This is a genomic window from Marinomonas algicola, from assembly GCF_014805825.1.
Classification (GTDB): Bacteria; Pseudomonadota; Gammaproteobacteria; order Pseudomonadales; family Marinomonadaceae; genus Marinomonas; species Marinomonas algicola.
Genome location: NZ_CP061941.1, coordinates 1,942,134 through 1,959,952, shown reverse-complemented (window position 1 = coordinate 1,959,952; position 17,819 = coordinate 1,942,134). Strand labels below are relative to the sequence as shown.

Below are 17,819 nucleotides of genomic sequence, written 5' to 3'. Positions count from 1 at the left end.
ATTACTCGCTGGCGATTGATGAGTCAGAATCTTGTTCATTTGATAACTCATCTTCTTCATCCATATCGTCATCCGATACAGTAAAGGACTCAAGTTGACGTAAATACGCTTCAGTAACAATCAAACGAACAACTGGCGTAATGCTAACCATGATATTTTTTGGATCTTCATCAAATGGCTTACCACGTATAATGACACCTTGGCGACTCAATAAACTGAGAATATCTTTGAAGCGCGTTTCATTTGGCACATCACGTTTAACAAGCTGTACAAAACGCTCTAAAACAGCATTAGTATGTGTCGACACAAAACCGTTATCTACTTCAAAATTTTCGATTTTTTCCTCGTACAGTTGCCTTAACACTAATAAAAACAAGGTCTCATCTGTTTTTAAACGAAGAAATGCTTCTCTTTCTATGGGTAAAACACCACTTAAACGCTCATTCTCATTAACATAAAGCTTCATACCTAAAGCTTCAAATACATTACTAAAATAATCCTGATACGATTCGACCAGTAGATAATGTTTTCGCTGACCATGTTTATAAGCACTTGCAAATTGATTCGCTAAAAGAAAGTTAGCCGTGTGTTGAAAGTCTTTTACATCTTTTCCCGACTCTTCGGAAACCTTTTTAAGTTCTTTTAGCATGCTTTACTCCTGCGACGAACCACAAACTCACGACATTCTATAAATTCATGAACATCAACATATTTATCAGTAAAAATAACGTCAAACTCATCTTCAATCTGTTTTGCGTTAACCCCTAGAGAACCGACATATCTCAGATGATCAAAACACACAAAATCCTCTACACTTTCAATCGTGAAGTCGAGAATATGCTTATTTTCTGTATCACCAAGCTGCCTTTGAGCATAGCTTTGTAATTTGGCCACAGTAACTTGTCTTGCTTCATGAAAACGGCGATTTGAATCTCGAACGGCAATGGCATTCTGAGAAACAGTCGCTGGCGTAATGATGCGAGGCAACGGAGGCTCTCTTCTTTTTGTAGGCGATGCCGCCGATTCCATTCCAACAATACGACACCCGATAACACTTTTTAGAACAGGTAACTGTGACTTAGACGCCGCATCGGTAATAATTCCAGCAATTTTATTCGCCATCCCAGGGCGCGAACTGTCCATATAACGCGCTGTGTCGGCCGCCCTCTTTTCCAAGCGATAACGATATTCGTCAATTCTTTCTAATCGTTGCTCAATATTGCTAAAAGTTTGAATGATCGTTAAACAGTCATTCTCAACAAGCACCTGCGCCGCGGTAAAAGAAATCACCTGCTGATCAGCATAACATTGGCAAATACGTTTAAATATTTCAGAGTCAGACAAAAAAGATTGCGTTAATTCTAGGATTTTTCGACGGAAGCGAAAGGGATTATTAATTGTTTTAAGCGTTTTGTAGTCCGCAATGAGGATACCATCGACAAATAAATCAAAAAAGCCTGACACGATGGCCTTAGGGTCTTTACTGGCAAACAACTCTCTTTGCAAACTACGAATACCCAGCAGTATCTGATTTAAGTGGGCGGAAAAGTCACGACACGCCTCAGCGGACTGATTTAATGTCACCCCTCTCTCTTGAGGTGCAGTCGCAACGGACTCTAAATTACTTAAAATACTCAATACAGTTGCGCCATAATTACGTTTACCATGACGGCTAATTTCCACCAGCGCTTTTAATAGCATTGAGATTTGTGGCGACATGAGCACACTAATGTAATAAAGCTCTTGTTCTTCTACTAACCACCCCGTATTAACCAATCTATGATAAATTCTTAGGGCATACTCATGAATTGTTTTAGGGGAATCAAACGCATCCTTGTGATCTTCTTGCCAACTCAGCATATCCATTTTATGCAAGCTGTCTTCTATTGACTCAACGATTGTTGATTTATCTTTAATTGGGTCTTCAGCATGATCATAAAACACATCAGCTAAATCAATTAAAACCGTCTCAATAAGTTGTCGGTTCGAACCAGCTAAGGCCTGAAAAATCTCATCAGGGAGATACTTAAACAGCATTAATTCGCTTCCTTAAAGGTGACCCTAAAGTTACAGTATGGATCACCTCGTTTCACCTAAATGACCTTTTACAATCTCGACCATAGCCTGTCGTATACGCGCATCGTCACCAATCGGAGGCAAAAGCTCAATAGTAAGGTTTTCTTTTTGCATTGCTTTAATCATGCTTGGAACATCATGACGAAGGTGACGACCAACTGAGAAAAACAAGGGTAAAACAGCTACTCTTTTCACAGATTCATCCATTTTTTCTATAGTAGATTCTAAAGATGGTTCCGATAATTCCATATAAGCTAAACTACACTTTTCTCTGCCTGACTCAGAAACAATGCTTTCATAGATCATTTCAAAAGGTACTTTCCATAAAGGGTCTGTACTTCCATGAGCCAGTAAGATGACATGATCAAACTCTGAAAAAACCATATAGCTACCTAAACAATTGTATTTACACCATTTTAACGGTCATTAGTGGTAAAAAGAAGGTCATAAAGTAAAAAGCCTAGTTTATCGTATAAACTTTTGCTTTATATAAGAAAGTTGAAAAAATTACGGCATTATAAATAACGCCGCGATGATAAATGGTAGACAGAGTAAATTAAATTTTCCTTAAAACAGGAAGCCCATCCTCATCATTCAAGGTATGACGGCAATTAGGGTAGTCAACACAGCCCCAAAAATGGCCATTCTTTCCTCTCTTTCTAACAAGAAAATGCCCACAAACACGGCAAGGATACTTTTTACTTTCTTTTGGTCTCCCTTCATTGTCTTCTAAAGTCAAAGAGCAATCCGGATAATTTGAGCACCCCCAGAAAACAATGGCGTTTTTTTGTATTTTTTTTAATAATGAGTTGCATAAAGGACATAAATATCGAATTGAGCGAACTGGCTTCCCAGCAACATCATTTGCAGAATAATCGCAACTTGGAAACCCAGCACACCCCCAAAAAACACCACTTTTCCCCGACCTTTTAACCAAACTATTCTGACACTTAGGGCACTTGTATCGCACAAAAGGTGAAGTAACCTCAACATCCTGTTGATGAGCGAATTCATCTTCCCAAGTGTCCGATTTGTTTGGAATAGTAGTACGAGAGTCTTTCATGGTAATTGACTCCGTTCTTTTACATTATTTTTTAGTAACGCAGTCTGTATCTGCAGACTTACAGTCTTCTTCGGTTACTTTATCGATACTATCACCGATAAATTCAGATGCATTTTTTCCTGCTTTCTTTGTTTTGTCCCACAGAATTTCGCCAGACTCTTTTGCCCTTTTCCCTGCTTCTTTACCGATTTCGGCGCCTTTTTCTAGAACATCACCCGTCTTATCGGAAGCGCCTTTACCCACGTCTTTGGCTTTATTCCAAATAATTTCGCCAGATTCTTTTGCTCTTTTACTGGCTTCTTTACCAATTTCGGCACTCTTTTCCACAACTTTCTCTGTTGTCTCTATCGTTGACTCCTTCACTTCACTGAAAAAGGTACTGACAGACTCTGTAGCATTGTCAATCGTCTCATTTGCATGCAAGCCATTCATCGTCAGTGTTGTTATTCCCACTAGAAACAAAGTTATCATTTTTTTCATTGAATTATATCTCTTAGTTTTAAAGAATCGTTAAACGAAAGAAAGCAGTTCTTTTACTTCATTCATTCGAAGGATATTAGGGTACGATTTCAACGTGGTGTCATCGACTAATTCATGCTCCCAGGTAAAACGATATGGTATATGAATTGCATTTGAGCCAACATCCAAGATAGGCAATATATCAGATTTCAAAGAATTACCAACCATCAAAAATTCTGATTTATCAATCTGGTAGCGAGTTAATATATCAAGATAGGCGTTAGGGGTTTTATCACTTACTACTTCAATATAATTGAAATACTCTACCAACCCTGAACGAGCCAACTTGCTTTCTTGGTCTAATAAATCGCCTTTTGTGATGACCATCAATTGATAGTGGCCTTGAAGTTGTTGCAATACACTTTCGATATTGGGCAGCAATTCAATTGGTTCTGACACCATGGATTTTGCTAACCGTATAATTTCATGAATTTCTCTACCCAGTATTCTACCTTCGGTTAATTCAATAGCCGTTTCTATCATAGATAGGGTAAACCCTTTAATACCATACCCAAAAGTGGCCAGATTACGAGTCTGAATACCTATAAGATGCGATCGGATAAACGCCTCATCATGATAATCAAGCAGCAAGCGAATAAAGTCATCTTGCGCGGCCATAAAGATTTCTTCATTTCTCCAGAGGGTGTCATCCGCATCGAACGCTATCGTTTTAATGCGTTTAAAATCAATTTCTGTCATTAATTACATTCCCATTGTTTCGTATTTTGACGAATTAGCTCACAATACAAGGCCACTTGTTGCTCTGAATCATTGAGTGCAGGAATGTAATCATAGGCTTCACCGCCATATTCCTTATATTCATCACCCAGTTCAAAAGTTACTTCTTCTAGCGTCTCTAAACAATCAACAGCAAATGCAGGGCTGACAATATTGATTCGTTTAATGCCTTTTTCTGGAAAAGATTTTAAAACATCTATAGCATAAGGTTTTAACCATTCTTCTCTCCCAAAACGAGACTGGTAAACATGCGTCCATTCACTTTCATTTAAACCAAGAGATTCTGCCACCAGCTGACTCGTCAAAAGACAACGTCTAGGGTAAGGATCACCATTATCAGCGTAGCGCTTTGGAATGCCATGATAAGACAAAACTAAATGACGTTTTTCCCCTTGTTTATCCCATTGTTGCTTTATAGATTCCGCCAAGCCTTTAATATACAAAGGATGATCTGCGTAATCTTTTATAAGCATTAAATCAGGCCAACTTGGGCATTTTTTCAAGCCCGCCATAAGCTTATCGTAAACAGCGGCGGTTGTGGTCGCTGAAAATTGTGGGTACATTGGTAACACTAAAATCTTATTTACTTTCGCTTTTCTAAGGATATTAGCGCCTTCTTGGATCGAAGGATTCCCATAAGTCATGGCATGGACAACAGGGATCGAAATATCGCCCTGTTTATTTAATTCGTTAGCAATATTTTCACGTAACCTATCACCAAGAACAAATAAAGGTGATCCCTCTTTCATCCAGACAGATTTGTATGCTTTGGCCACTTTATTTGGCCGTACATTTAATATTATTAAATTAAGAATAGGTTGCCAAAGTATTGGATTGAGATCAACAACGCGCCTGTCAGACAAAAATTCTTTTAAGTAACGCTTTACGGCGGCTGGCTCTGGTGCGTCAGGTGTTCCAAGATTTACCATTAAAACGCCGAATTTTGGTGTGGATGAAGTTGTCATAAATACCTTATCAGAAACGTAAGTTTACAATGGCTAGTATAAGGCATTTACCTCTCACCTTTTAAACAAATTTGAAACTATTAACCTAGCAAAAAATTACACCCTATAGCGTAGACCATTACACACATTACGAATATATTCGCTACTTAGATCACCAATTATCACAAAGTTAAAAAAGCACTTAAGTTAAGTCATGGCTACTCAATAAATAGAAAGTCACAGCAGATTACATTATTTTGCCACCGTTGTTTCCGTAACTATTGTGAATCATGTGGAGTAAGGTAACGATTAATGACATTTAATAGTTTGTTGATATCAATTGGCTTAGCCAGATGACCATTCATCCCAGACAACAACGCTTTTTCAACCTCGTCAGCCAAAACCGCCGCCGTTAATGCAACAATAGGCACATCCTTATGCTTTTCTCTTATTTTTTGAGTGGCCTCAAATCCATCCATATTTGGCATATTAAGATCCATAAAGATAAGATCAAACCTATTTTCATCTACAAATTTGACGGCTTCTCTCCCATCTAATGCAAACAACACATCATCAACAACGGGACGCAACAATTCTTGGGCGACCAACCTATTAACTGGGTTATCTTCCACAACAAGCACTTTTCCCAAAAACTTCTGCGAATTGCACTCTGTGCTATCAGGCCGCTTAATCCGTTCATGAGTAGTCAAAGGTAATGTTAAAATAACATAAAACTGACTGCCTTTATTTTTTTCGCTTTCGACCCAGACTTCTCCATTCATTTGTTCAACCAGACTTTTTACAATTTGTAGACCTAAACCTGTCCCTCCAAACATACGACTAGTTGATTGATTTGCCTGTATAAATGGCGAGAAAATGCGCTCTTTTTCAACACTTGATATACCAATTCCAGAATCAGAAACACTAAACCTTAATGTCTGGAACTCACTTGTAGTGTTAACCACTTCTAGAGATAACACGACCGACCCTTTATGGGTAAACTTAATAGCATTGCTGAGTAAATTATTTAGGATTTGAGTAATACGTACTGAATCGCCTAAATGAGCGTCTCCTAACAGCGGATCAATGTCGGTAGTCAAACTTATCTCTTTATTGCCTGCCTGCAATTGAAAAAAAGAAGCGGCATCTACTAATAATTGACGCATGTTAAATGGCGTTGTTTCAAATACCAGCTTACCAGCATTGAGTTTAGAGTAGTCCAAAATGCCATTTAAAATGGTTTGCAGTAGATGGCTCGATTGCTGCACTTTTACAAGATGTGAGCGTTGAGTTTTAGAAAGCTCTCCCGTGAGAACGGCGTCTAACAAGCCCAAAATACCGTTCATTGGTGTACGTATCTCGTGGGACATAGTCGCTAAAAACAATGACTGAGCATCATTCGCTTTTCGCTGTCCCTCAAGAGCCACTTCCAAAGCCACTGTTTTTTCCAAGCTGTCAATTAAGGTTTTTTCTAAATAATGCAAAATAATCAACAGGCCAACTGTAATGGTCATATTGGCAACAAATAACCTAACTAAGATTGCAGGATCATATTCTAATCCAGAAAAAGGCACCAAGAAGGTGGAAAGAGCGATCAGCAAAGCGGCAATGATACGCCACAAGCCATGAACCAATAATGAGGCAAGTATCGCACCTAAAGAAACCAGTGCGGCGGGTGCCATTCCGTTAGACAAGACAAGAAATGGCACTAGAGGGACGGTAAATAACACCCACACTTTAGCGAGCACAGCACTGTAGTTTTTCTTTAAAAGAGAAACGCCGGATAGCACAAACCAGACCAGAGGAAATAGTATCGCTATGAAAAAATTATTTGGAGATAAAAAAATTATAACGGCCGTAATAACCGTTGATAGAACGATTAGTATTCGAAAACCCATCAGGCGAAATTTTTCTTCAACAAGTCTTGATGATTGATTTTCCTGAGATTTCATATCGTTATTCATCATTAATAAAAAACCATTTATTATTTTTAGCCGGTCAATAATACTATTATGAAGTGAGTGTTTAACTATACTCTAAAATCAGGCAATAACGCTTGATACTTACTTTTAAATACAAATAAAGTAACTACTTTTTTGTCGTTAATTTGGCAAAAGGGCTCGTTCGAAGGCCAGGACCCTGGGTTACATCAGGTTTTGGCTCAATATTTTTTGATTTATCCTTTTTAGATTTATTAGAACTTGATGACTTAATCGATTTTTTTTGGGATCTAGGATGTGAGTCAGGCACACGATGATCAGGCTCAAAACCAGCCATTTCTTTACGAATAATACGCGTTTTAAGAAGCGCTTCTATGGCTTGCAATGCATCAAACTCATCAGCACACACTAATGAAACGGCCCTTCCCTCTTGCCCTGCTCTACCAGTCCGTCCAATCCTATGAATATAGTCTTCTGCTACGTGCGGTAAATCCAAATTAATAACCACTGGAAGACTTTGGATATCCAGGCCTCGAGCCGCAATGTCCGTTGCAACCAAATAAGATAACTTACCGGACTTAAATGCATCCAATGTACTAAGGCGAACAGGCTGTGATTTATCACCATGAATCGCGGCCACATTGAATCCCTGCGACGCTAGCCGCTCTGTTACCTCATCCGCTCCTCGCTTAGTCTTAGCAAAAATCAACGCTTGCTCCCAGTGCTGTCTCTCAAGTAGATCAGCCAGTAACTCTCCTTTACGCGCTTTATCTACAGGATATAATTGATGACGAACCGTAATGGCAACTTGGTTACCTTTACTAATGGCTACCTCCACTGGGTTGGATAGCCACATTTTCGCTAGCTTTCTAATGTGTTCAGAATAAGTGGCGGAAAACATCAATGTTTGACGATGCTTAGGAATAAGAGTTAATAATTCATTCAACGACTTCTCAAAGCCTAAATCCAACATCCGATCCGCTTCATCCAACACTAGAGACTCTAAATGAGAGAAGTTAACCGCTTCTTGTTGTACCAAATCCATCAGGCGCCCAGGTGTAGCCACCAATATATCAGCACCTCGCTTTAAACCATTTATCTGAGGGTAAACCTGAACACCACCATAGACGGTCTGACTACGTAAATTTAAATCTTTACTGTAAGTACGCACACTGCCACCAATTTGCGCGGCAAGTTCACGTGTTGGCGCTAAAATCAAACAACGTACAGAATGCGCAGGGCCACGCTTACCTTCTGTTAGGGACTGCAATAAAGGCAAGCAAAACGCGGCCGTTTTTCCGGTCCCCGTTTGCGCCGCCGCAACAATATCTCTTCCAGACAATATTAACGGAATGGCTTGTTTCTGAATCGGGGTCGGGGTTTCATAACCTAAACAAGCAAGAGTATTAAGCAAGGTAGGGTGTAACTGAAGTGAAGAAAAACTCATGAATGACTCGCGTAGTAGGCTATTTTTTGTGTAGATTACCTCAATTAACCTTATCACGCCATTATTGAGACACGTACAGACTTAACAAAGAAGTACGGTTTTAATAGTACTGGGAAAACACTCAATGGGTAGCCTATTGGTGTTTATTCCCTATTGTAAATTTAGGGTTGGCGATAATTTTGATTACGTTCAAAAGCAACATTTATGCTATCTACAGCCATCCCCAATGCCAACTCTGGAGGCATACCATTTAAAATATTAATCATGGCTTTTCTATAGTTGGAAGCAATTTCAATATAAGCTGGGGTTGCAGGCCTTAACAAAGCAAATGCCTTAGAGAACTCAAACAATATACGCCATTTACCTTCTTTAGAATAATCTTCGGTCGCCTCAGCGGCGTGACTGCTTGTGGGAAACAGTCCCGAAATTTCTGCAGACATAATAGACTGTTCATTAGAGGACACAAAAAATTCTAGTATTTCTGTTGCCGCTTCTGGGTATCGACATGTTTGAGTAATAGCCCAGTGCCAACTACCGCCGCCACTGACTGTACCATGACCGAAATCCGGTAACGGCAAGATAGCTAAATCGTCTTTATAAGCACCAAAATAATCACTTAACGCCCATGAACCACCATATTGGATACCTATATCACCATCAATAAATGCCGTACTATTTTCAGGGGATGCATTAATATATTCCTCATTCACAAGGTGCTGAATCCATTCACCGAATTGAATCGCTTCTTTTGAATTCAGGACACCGTCTACGGTTAGGTAATCACGGCGATCAATGAAATCGGCTCCCCATGACATCATCAAGGCCCCCCAAGCATAGGGGATCCATTCCGTTCTATTATGAGACTGCATATCAAATGGGTAAGTAAAATTACCCGTTTCTTTGACTGCATCTAAAAAAGCCATAAACTCATTTTTATCCCACGGTTTCGCAATAGTAGGGTAACGAACACCAACGTCTTTCATAAGCGATTTGGTTGTAAAAAGCGCTAGTGAGACATCATGAGCGCCAACAGAATAGACTTTTCCTTGATAGACCCCTTTTCCAGGTGGATTTATTGAGTCAAAGACATCACCTGCCATTTCATCTAACGGCCTTATAAAGCTGTTCCAAGCAAAATTAGGAACGGTAGGTTGGTCAATTTCTATTATACATGGAAGAATCTCGGCTTGAGCGGCCGCTTTTATAGATAAGGCATAAGCTGTTTCAGGAATGAAATCCGGGACAATCCTCCACCTATCTTGACTCATGTTGAATCGTTTTATTGCGCCTAACGACGACTGCATTTCAATTTCACTTGCGGCATGACGCCAAAGCGCAATGTCCTGTCGAGCATAAGATGGCTGACAAAAAAAGAAACTAATTATTATCAATGGTGTCCACGTCAGTTTCATAAATTAGCTCCCTCCTATTAATCTACACTCAAATAAAAGACAAAACATCCAATGCTAGTTACTGGCACTCATGCTTGAACCCGTTAAAACCACCTCAGACAAACCACTTAATGTTAAAGGGCGATAAAAATAATAACCTTGTACTAGATCACAATGATAGCCGCTCAATTTGTGAAATTGACCCGCTGTCTCCACACCTTCCGCAACAACAGTTAAATCACAAGAGCCACCAATACCAATAATCATGCGTACCAGCATGTCACTTTGATGATTTTCTAAAAATTTACTAATAAAAGAACGGTCAATTTTAATTTCTGTAAGCGATAAACTGTTTAGATAACTCAGTGATGAATAGCCAGTCCCAAAATCGTCTAAAGAAAAGCCGAACCCCCACCCTCTTAACTGACTTAAAACAGGTTGTACGATCTCCAGTCCATGAATAAAAATATTTTCCGTCAACTCAAGTGTAATACGTTTAGTATCAATACCAACGCTTTTGCAAATACCAAATATATGAGAAGAGAAGTCCTGCTCTAGTAGCTGAGTGGGTGATATGTTAACAGACAATTTCAGTGATTCTTTTCCATTAGGAGAAAGCCTAAAAATATCTTCACAAGACCGTTTAAATACATACATATCGAGTTTATGTATCATTCCAGTTTCTTCGGCGATAGGAATAAACTCATCAGGGTAAATATTACCTAAATTCGCATGCCCCCATCTTACTAAGGCCTCTACACTGACCACTTTACCAGTGACAACATCTATTTGAGGCTGGTAATGCACCGTAAGTTCACCACAATCAATAGCAAGAGCCAGCTCCTGTTGAACCAGCATTTTTCTCTCCATTTGAACACTGATATGATTACTGTAAAATAGAGCTTGCCCTTTTTTTTCTGATTTTGATTTATAAAGTACTGTATCCGCTTGACGAATCAATGCATCGGCATTGCGGCTATCATCAGGATACAAAGACACTCCAATACTGCAACCCAAGTAAAGCGTTTTACCCTCTATAAAGATTGGCGCCATCATCGAGGCCTGAACCAACTTAACTTTTTCTTCGGCATCTTTTTTACGGCTCAATTTCGTAAAACAGAATACGAATTCATCTCCACCAAATCGAAATACACAACAATCATCATGCACCAGAGTAGTAAACCTTTGACTAACACTTGCTAACAGCAAATCTCCGACATGATGGCCATACAAATCATTAACATTTTTAAAATTATCCAAATCCACAAACAGAACGGCTAGCATCTCTTCGCTAGCCTCGGATTTTTCTATATTCTCTTTAATGTACCGCAACATTAATACTCGGTTTGGCAGTCCTGTTAATGCATCATGCAGTGCCATGTATTCCATATTATTTTTAGTATTATTTAATTCCTGAAAGTCATCCTTAATTCTGCTTTGGAACATTTCAAATCGTCGAGCAATCAGACCACCAACAAACAAAGACGTTACCGTCAACAAAAACAAGGCAACGAAAGCCAAGGCGACTAAATAGACCAAACTTTTTTGATTTAACGTTGCCAATTGCGCTTCTTTTAAGCTTAAATGCCTTTCAAAAGCTTTAAGGCTGAATCCAGTCGCAATAATCCAGTTCCATTCCTTTACTTCTTTGACATAATTCTCCTGCTCAAGCACCACTTCCCCACTTAAGGTAAGGGGCTTTGAATAACGAACATAGCCTCCTCCATTACTAATTATGCTCTTAAAATCAAGAAACAATGCCTTTGGAATTTTTTCACCAATGATAAAGTCGAGACCCAGAAAGTCATTATCGTGCTGTGCTAATAAAGTGCCACTTAGGCTGTCTAGTACAAAAAAGTACCCATCGTCCCCATATTCATAATCAGAAAAGCCCTTTAACAGTTCTTGCTTCACATCGGATTCATAATCACTCACATATTCGCCAGTAGCAATGGACCAGTTATAAGGCTCAAATTTTTTAATATATCCGACTTTATCAAACTCCCTGTTATCCACTGAGTCAGGTTTTTTAAACCGCCAACGGAGAAAACCCTCATCGTTATTCTTAGTCACTTCCAGCATATCCCTCATAATGAAATTGCCAGCTGAGTCTTGAATATACCAAGTATTTTGATTTTCTAAGTAAGCATTTTGTCCATTCAACACCGTGTTACCATCATCATTGATAATAAAAAAATACCCTCTTTCATTAAAAAATCGAGCGGGCCTCAGAGCTTCGATAATAAGTTGACTGATTTCCTCTTTAGACTTATCAATATTTTGCGCATAGATATAATTCGCGATACTGTAAGCTTCATAAACACGTTGTTTTGCTTTCTCTTTCAAGTCACTTTCAATCTGGGATTTTTCAAGCATGAGGTGTTTATAAACTTGATGAACTTCTGAGCGAATCGTCTCTTTACGCTGGAGGATAAGTTCTTCACGAAGATTTTTAATACTCTGCGACGCCAGTTCACGGTGATTATGAATAGCAATAAAACTCACTGCTAAAGCAAACACAAAAACCACAACGACAGGAGCATAGCGAATCAAGTTCAGTAACTGTTTATTATCAAGTGATGCCATTAAAACCTGCTTAAAAAATAATTCGCTATTAAATAAGGAAAATCCTAAAAGAAAAAATACTAAAACATGACAACGCCCATCTCCATTGCGCCACAAATATGACATGAAATAGACTGTCTAAAACCGAGTAAATGCTATGTGGCCAGTAAATAAAATGGCAATCGTACTCAGCAATTGTCACTTAGAATGGCCTTGGACTATTAGTCTAGTTGAACTAGACTAATTAGCTGCTTAAAAAGCATAAACCATAAACAGCATATCTGCCGAATTTTCAGATTAGAAAATGTTGACTTTTCACATTAGAAAGTACGGAATCAGGTAGGTCATCGCATATTTAGTGATTACCAAATCGATGAGAACTAAATGGGGCCACATCAACAAGTGGCGTTTTCTGATGAATTAACTCCTCAATAATGCGCCCAGTAATCGGCCCCAATGTGAAACCTTGATGACCGTGCCCAAAAGCAAACCATAAATTATCATGTTTATGGGCCGCTCCAATTACCGGTTTCATATCTGGCATACAAGGTCTAGAACCACACCATGGCTCACTGTCAACCTTGGCACTTAAAGGGATTACTTTTTGGGCAAAAGCCAACACATCCGATAATTGCCCTAGATTTTTTTCGGCATCCATCAAGGTTATTTCAGCCCCTGTAGTTATACGAATGCCCTGCTGCATAGGACCCATGACAAAACCTTTATCAATATCGACCATACTGTGACTGATGCCACTTTCTTTAAGCGCTTTAAAATGTTGGTGATAACCGCGCATTGGAAATAAAGGAAAATCATAACCTAGGGAGTTAATCAGTTCATTTGACCAAGGGCCCGCCGCGACCACCAAATGTTGGCTATAAAAAATACCGCTATTCGTCGTGACTTCCCATCCATCGCCTTTGGACGCAATTTTATGTACTCCGCTCTCGCTTAACTCTCCCCCTATATCTTGAAAGCTTTCAGCATAAGCATTAACCAATGCACCCGGGTTTGAGACCCGCCAGGAATTTAACCAATGAATTGCGCCAACTACGCCGTTAAAATTGCAGTCAGGCTCTAGAATATGCAACGCCTCCAAAGAAAGCACTTTGTGTTCCACACCGAGATCATTACTTTGCTTAGCACGTGCAATGGCCGCGTTAAATTTTGCCTCCGTTCTGTGTATTTCAAGCCAACCATCGCGCTTAATGAGAGGCTCAATATTAGCCGCTGTGATCATTTTTTGATGTTCACTTGTGCAGTGCATAATCAGCGTTTGCCATTCTTTTTCTATTTTTTGAACCGCATGATGTGATGAGAACTGCCAATACTTGAGTAGCTCTTTTCGATAATGTAGAACGGCGGGCCAACGATAGCGAATACTGGTGTGGTTATTGGGTAATAGTTTTAATAATTCCAGCGGCTGTTTTGGAAAAGGGTGTACATGGATCGCTTCTCTCTGAATTATCCCAGCATTGCCATAAGATGTTTCTGACCCTGGACGCTTTTTATCTATTAGTAGAACGTGAGATTTCTTTTTCTGAAGATGCCAAGCAATGGAAGTACCGACCATCCCAGCACCAATAACAATGACTTCGTAATCCATAACATACCCTTATTCACCAAAACGTCTATGTTCATATATAAAAACCAAGACTGACTAAACTAATCTGCCGGCAATACTCATGTCAATTTCAAAAAGGAAAAAGGAAAAAGGAAAAAGGAAAAAGGAAAGTCTTAAGGCACCCATTGTTAAGGAAAATAACAAAAAAACACAACTTTCATCCTTTAATCAAAGCGAGGAACTAATCAACCACAATAAGAACGCCAAAACACTTTCCTTAATCACTTTAACGACTCTTATCACCCAATAACGGTAGCGAAAGAAACATCAATGAAGTGATGGGTGATGTATTATGTCTGATGTTATTTCTTATTAATGGGCTAACGAGAAAAAGGCAATCTATTACTAGATTGCCTTTGATTCTTTCTTTTTACTTAAATAAAACACCCTTGGTCATTATTGGCCGCCTGAGACCGCAAACCCACTAAAGCCGCCCATTGGTAAGCTTGCCATTAATGTAGCGGCACCTGTCGTAAGGTTCATAGAATAAAGACCGGCTGTTGCGTCACCTTCAAGTTGTAATACAGCGTAAGCGGCGTCAGAACCTTCTTCGGTAGAAACAATATCAAACCCACCCATCGATGATACATCAACGGCCTTGCCATTAACTGTGATCTTAGCGACTGTTGTTAATTCGCCTGCATTATTCGCAAGGCTGACCAAGGAATCTGTTTTACTGTCTAGCGCAAACTGAAAAGTGCTCGACGCTTTTGCACCGGCAATGGCGTTCGTGTACGCGTTGGCAAAAATCTCAGGCTTCGCGCCTTCGCTGATGTCGTCTTTTGCATAGAATGTTGAGGTGAATTTTAATACTGAATTGGCACGCTTATCTTCGTTACCAAAACCGATTGGGAAATACACCAGGTTTGTACCGTCAGAACCCACCATACGAACGGCATCGATTTTGTTATTAAAATCCATCGCGGTTGCTGACGCATTCTTTGATATCATGGCCCCTTTTGAGAAGCTAGCACCAAGATCGGTTAGTTTGCCTGTCTTAGTATTCACAGAATACACCGCGCCGTTGGAATAGCCCAACAACTCGCCAGTAACTGGGCGATAAGCCACGGCATCAAGCTTACGACTTAAAGTGACGGAGGCCATTTTATCTGGAGACATGATAGACCCCATTGTAATCAAGGTCGTGCCGTTGTTAGCAAGAGCGTATGCGGAAGTATGGTCATGCTGGTCTGATGTTCCATAAAAGTTAGTTGAACATGCAGAAATAGCGAAAGCGGTTGTGGCGGCAAAAATAGTCTTTTTCATAATAAACCTATATGAGTTGCGTAAGTAAACAAGGTGTCACCCATTTGGGCGGCTCATAAAGAGATACTCATCTTTTTAAAAAAAGTTTCAAATAAACGTAATTTTTTAAAACTTTTTTTCTTGGCTATAAAAAACTATGGCCTGAGACTTAAAGTGCCCTTCCCAAAATCCCCCCCTATGCAACTGTTATTAGACAATCTTTATCGATACGCTTTCGCCAATCTTTCTGCTAATTCAATGACCCAATTCGGCATAGTATCGCCACGCACATTGCGTTGAGTGAATAACGTCCTTTATGTAATGAGTACCAGTACCTCAATCCATCCACGACGGTGTTGAAAGCTTTTCCAGTTAAAGAATCTTCACCGTATCACCTTTTTGCTCGACTAATAAACCTGTTCCGTCATTACTGAGCATGGAGTTATTTTGACCCGGATATGGTTGCAAATTGTAACCGGTGTTCGCAACCAATACACTTTGATATCCATCATTATTAAAATCAGTGGCAATCATTTCGCGTACATGGGTATATGAAGGAATGCTTCCTGAAAAGATACTAAGCGGATATACAGTGGCAAAGCCATAGCTATAACTGTCTGATGAATGGCCGCTTTATTTATAGGGAATTTGCTTTTTCAAGATTGGCGACGTCCCTGTTTATATCGCGGTTTTTTTTGTACTCTTAACGAAGGTACGCTTGAAAATCCTTCGTATTTTTTACGTTTTACTTTCTATCGCTCTGTGGTTGGATTTTTAGGTTCCAAGATGGAGGGCCTGATTCTAAAGAACCCTGTCGGGATGAATCCCGACTTACAACAAATGCATGCTACAACATTAGGTTGTTCAACATTAAGAGCGCCTGATAAGAGACAAAAAAACCTTTTTTCCGGTGCTGGCGACAACAGTGACGCAAGGTGAAAAAGCGAAGTTTTTTTATTTTCTAAGGAATTCAGGTGTTGTTTAATCGTTTTATCGCGTTGAATCTTAGAGAAATAGACACATTGATGTTTTTATGTGAAGTGCATATAAGAAAAGCATGAGGATAATGAGAATTTCTAAATAAATTTAGAGAGGCATCTCCACCAGCCGCACTTCGGCACACAAATCGTCCGCTGTGGCTGCTTCCTTCCGGACCTGACCAGATTAACGAATTATTGTTGCGAAGGGACCAGCAGAGACACCATAGAGGAGATCGCTTGATCTTGGGGCTTATTATACGTAGCTTTTTAATAAATACAACCCATAAAGCTAAGCTTGTTCAATTACTTACGACAAAACGATAAATTTATTTTTTTAACTTTCTGGTTAGATACTGTCTTTAGGCTTTACGGTAAGATACGCCTAATGATTTTAACTGGAGTTAAGTGCACGTGAAGCTATTTGTTAAAAACCTTACCCATGTCGATTTTTCCTATTATGATGCCATACGTGGCGTTGTTGGCGAGAGTTGGCATACCGATGTGATTTTAGAAGGAAAATTAAATGACGAGGGTATGGTGTGTGATTTTAGTATCGTCAAGAAAATGATTAAAAAATGGTTGGATGATCATATTGATCATACTCTTGCCATCCCGGCGGACCACCCTCTTGTCTCGTTCAAAGAATACGATGAGCGTACGCATTTTAAATTTAAGGGTGAACATGGCCATAAATTTGATTGTGTGGCACCCCATCAAGCGTTTTGCTTATTGCCGTTTGAATCGATTACCCCAAGCAATACAGCCAAATGGGTTGAGTCACAAATAGTAGCGCTATTACCGGCTGATCTGTCAGGCCTAACCGTCCGCTTTTACCCTGAAAAAAATGAAGGTGCACAATACCATTACACTCATGGTTTAAAAAAGCACGATGGTAATTGTCAACGCATCGCCCATGGACACCGCTCTACGATTGAAATTTATAAAAACGGCATTCGTTCAAATGAACTAGAAGCGGATTGGGCTTCGCGCTGGAAGGACATCTATTTAGGAACAACAGAAGATGTGATCGATGTTGAAGAAATGGATGGCTACCGGTTTACCCAATTTTCCTATGTGAGCAACCAAGGTCAGTTCGATCTCAGTATCAATGAGAAAGCCGTCTATTTAATAGAGACCGATACCACCGTTGAACTATTGGCGGATCATATTGCAACAGTGCTTGCAAAAGAAAACCGAGGCCAGGAAATTGAAGTGCATGCATTTGAAGGCATTGGTAAAGGCGCTATTGTTAGCAAGACAACGACAAATTAATAAGGCTAAGTTCAC

The 17,819-nt window shown here is 39.6% G+C and carries 15 protein-coding genes and 1 other RNA gene; 2 read left to right on the top strand and 14 right to left on the bottom strand.

Annotation, left to right across the window (positions count from 1 at the left end; genetic code table 11):
* Position 1: 1 nt before the first annotated feature.
* The 13 genes from IEZ33_RS08920 to IEZ33_RS08860 all read right to left on the bottom strand — a co-directional run bounded on the left by IEZ33_RS08920 (position 2) and on the right by IEZ33_RS08860 (position 15,573).
* Positions 2-649, bottom strand: coding sequence for a DUF4194 domain-containing protein (locus IEZ33_RS08920; RefSeq protein WP_191603305.1), 648 nt, complete (start codon positions 647-649; stop codon positions 2-4).
* Entirely contained in the window at positions 643-2,037 is a 1,395-nt protein-coding gene (locus IEZ33_RS08915) for a Wadjet anti-phage system protein JetA family protein (RefSeq protein ID WP_191603304.1), read from the bottom strand. The genes IEZ33_RS08920 and IEZ33_RS08915 overlap by 7 nt, the downstream gene beginning before the upstream one ends.
* 42 nt (positions 2,038-2,079) lie before the next feature.
* Entirely contained in the window at positions 2,080-2,460 is a 381-nt protein-coding gene (locus IEZ33_RS08910; RefSeq protein WP_191603303.1) for a sirohydrochlorin chelatase, read from the bottom strand.
* A gap of 172 nt (positions 2,461-2,632) precedes the next feature.
* Entirely contained in the window at positions 2,633-3,139 is a 507-nt protein-coding gene (locus IEZ33_RS08905) for a topoisomerase DNA-binding C4 zinc finger domain-containing protein (protein ID WP_191603302.1), read from the bottom strand.
* A 24-nt stretch (positions 3,140-3,163) separates the two neighbouring features.
* Positions 3,164-3,619: a hypothetical protein gene (locus IEZ33_RS08900; RefSeq protein ID WP_191603301.1), complete on the bottom strand. Its 456-nt coding sequence runs from the start codon at positions 3,617-3,619 to the stop codon at positions 3,164-3,166.
* Positions 3,620-3,649: 30 nt separating this feature from the next.
* A complete protein-coding gene (locus IEZ33_RS08895) occupies positions 3,650-4,357 on the bottom strand; it encodes an HAD family hydrolase (RefSeq protein WP_191603300.1) in 708 nt (235 codons plus the stop codon).
* Entirely contained in the window at positions 4,357-5,361 is a 1,005-nt protein-coding gene (hemH, locus tag IEZ33_RS08890) for a ferrochelatase (protein ID WP_191603299.1), read from the bottom strand. The genes IEZ33_RS08895 and hemH overlap by 1 nt, the downstream gene beginning before the upstream one ends.
* 257 nt (positions 5,362-5,618) lie before the next feature.
* On the bottom strand, positions 5,619-7,307 hold the full coding sequence (locus IEZ33_RS08885) for an ATP-binding protein (protein ID WP_191603298.1): 1,689 nt from the start codon (positions 7,305-7,307) through the stop codon (positions 5,619-5,621).
* A 121-nt stretch (positions 7,308-7,428) separates the two neighbouring features.
* Positions 7,429-8,727 (bottom strand): DEAD/DEAH box helicase, encoded by a 1,299-nt coding sequence (locus IEZ33_RS08880; RefSeq protein WP_191603297.1) that lies wholly within the window; start codon positions 8,725-8,727, stop codon positions 7,429-7,431.
* A gap of 161 nt (positions 8,728-8,888) precedes the next feature.
* Positions 8,889-10,139 carry an ABC transporter substrate-binding protein gene (locus tag IEZ33_RS08875; protein ID WP_191603296.1) on the bottom strand — a complete coding sequence of 417 codons (1,251 nt, stop codon included), beginning with the start codon at positions 10,137-10,139 and terminating at the stop codon, positions 8,889-8,891.
* A 54-nt stretch (positions 10,140-10,193) separates the two neighbouring features.
* Positions 10,194-12,704 carry a bifunctional diguanylate cyclase/phosphodiesterase gene (locus tag IEZ33_RS08870; protein WP_191603295.1) on the bottom strand — a complete coding sequence of 837 codons (2,511 nt, stop codon included), beginning with the start codon at positions 12,702-12,704 and terminating at the stop codon, positions 10,194-10,196.
* A 334-nt stretch (positions 12,705-13,038) separates the two neighbouring features.
* On the bottom strand, positions 13,039-14,289 hold the full coding sequence (locus tag IEZ33_RS08865) for an NAD(P)/FAD-dependent oxidoreductase (RefSeq protein WP_191603294.1): 1,251 nt from the start codon (positions 14,287-14,289) through the stop codon (positions 13,039-13,041).
* 414 nt (positions 14,290-14,703) lie between these two features.
* Entirely contained in the window at positions 14,704-15,573 is an 870-nt protein-coding gene (locus IEZ33_RS08860; protein ID WP_240009672.1) for a DUF4394 domain-containing protein, read from the bottom strand.
* A gap of 603 nt (positions 15,574-16,176) precedes the next feature.
* Here IEZ33_RS08860 and IEZ33_RS08855 point away from each other — a divergent pair.
* Positions 16,177-16,491 carry a hypothetical protein gene (locus IEZ33_RS08855; RefSeq protein WP_191603293.1) on the top strand — a complete coding sequence of 105 codons (315 nt, stop codon included), beginning with the start codon at positions 16,177-16,179 and terminating at the stop codon, positions 16,489-16,491.
* Positions 16,492-16,650: 159 nt separating this feature from the next.
* Here the strand turns inward: IEZ33_RS08855 and ffs are convergent.
* An RNA gene (gene ffs / locus IEZ33_RS08850) (signal recognition particle sRNA small type) lies at positions 16,651-16,747 on the bottom strand.
* Positions 16,748-16,943: 196 nt separating this feature from the next.
* Here ffs and IEZ33_RS08845 point away from each other — a divergent pair.
* Positions 16,944-17,804 (top strand): 6-carboxytetrahydropterin synthase, encoded by an 861-nt coding sequence (locus IEZ33_RS08845; RefSeq protein WP_191603292.1) that lies wholly within the window; start codon positions 16,944-16,946, stop codon positions 17,802-17,804.
* Positions 17,805-17,819 lie beyond the last annotated feature (15 nt).

Bases quoted from the DNA above. Each gene is read 5' to 3' on its own strand.
- IEZ33_RS08910 (WP_191603303.1), bottom strand. From the start codon at position 2,460: ATGGTTTTTTCAGAGTTTGATCATGTCATCTTACTGGCTCATGGAAGT.
- IEZ33_RS08920 (WP_191603305.1), bottom strand. From the start codon at position 649: ATGCTAAAAGAACTTAAAAAGGTTTCCGAAGAGTCGGGAAAAGATGTA.
- IEZ33_RS08855 (WP_191603293.1), top strand. From the start codon at position 16,177: ATGGCCGCTTTATTTATAGGGAATTTGCTTTTTCAAGATTGGCGACGT.
- IEZ33_RS08865 (WP_191603294.1), bottom strand. From the start codon at position 14,289: ATGGATTACGAAGTCATTGTTATTGGTGCTGGGATGGTCGGTACTTCC.
- hemH (WP_191603299.1), bottom strand. From the start codon at position 5,361: ATGACAACTTCATCCACACCAAAATTCGGCGTTTTAATGGTAAATCTT.
- IEZ33_RS08915 (WP_191603304.1), bottom strand. From the start codon at position 2,037: ATGCTGTTTAAGTATCTCCCTGATGAGATTTTTCAGGCCTTAGCTGGT.
- IEZ33_RS08895 (WP_191603300.1), bottom strand. From the start codon at position 4,357: ATGACAGAAATTGATTTTAAACGCATTAAAACGATAGCGTTCGATGCG.
- IEZ33_RS08885 (WP_191603298.1), bottom strand. From the start codon at position 7,307: ATGATGAATAACGATATGAAATCTCAGGAAAATCAATCATCAAGACTT.
- IEZ33_RS08875 (WP_191603296.1), bottom strand. From the start codon at position 10,139: ATGAAACTGACGTGGACACCATTGATAATAATTAGTTTCTTTTTTTGT.
- IEZ33_RS08905 (WP_191603302.1), bottom strand. From the start codon at position 3,139: ATGAAAGACTCTCGTACTACTATTCCAAACAAATCGGACACTTGGGAA.
- IEZ33_RS08870 (WP_191603295.1), bottom strand. From the start codon at position 12,704: ATGGCATCACTTGATAATAAACAGTTACTGAACTTGATTCGCTATGCT.
- IEZ33_RS08880 (WP_191603297.1), bottom strand. From the start codon at position 8,727: ATGAGTTTTTCTTCACTTCAGTTACACCCTACCTTGCTTAATACTCTT.
- IEZ33_RS08860 (WP_240009672.1), bottom strand. From the start codon at position 15,573: ATGAAAAAGACTATTTTTGCCGCCACAACCGCTTTCGCTATTTCTGCA.
- IEZ33_RS08900 (WP_191603301.1), bottom strand. From the start codon at position 3,619: ATGAAAAAAATGATAACTTTGTTTCTAGTGGGAATAACAACACTGACG.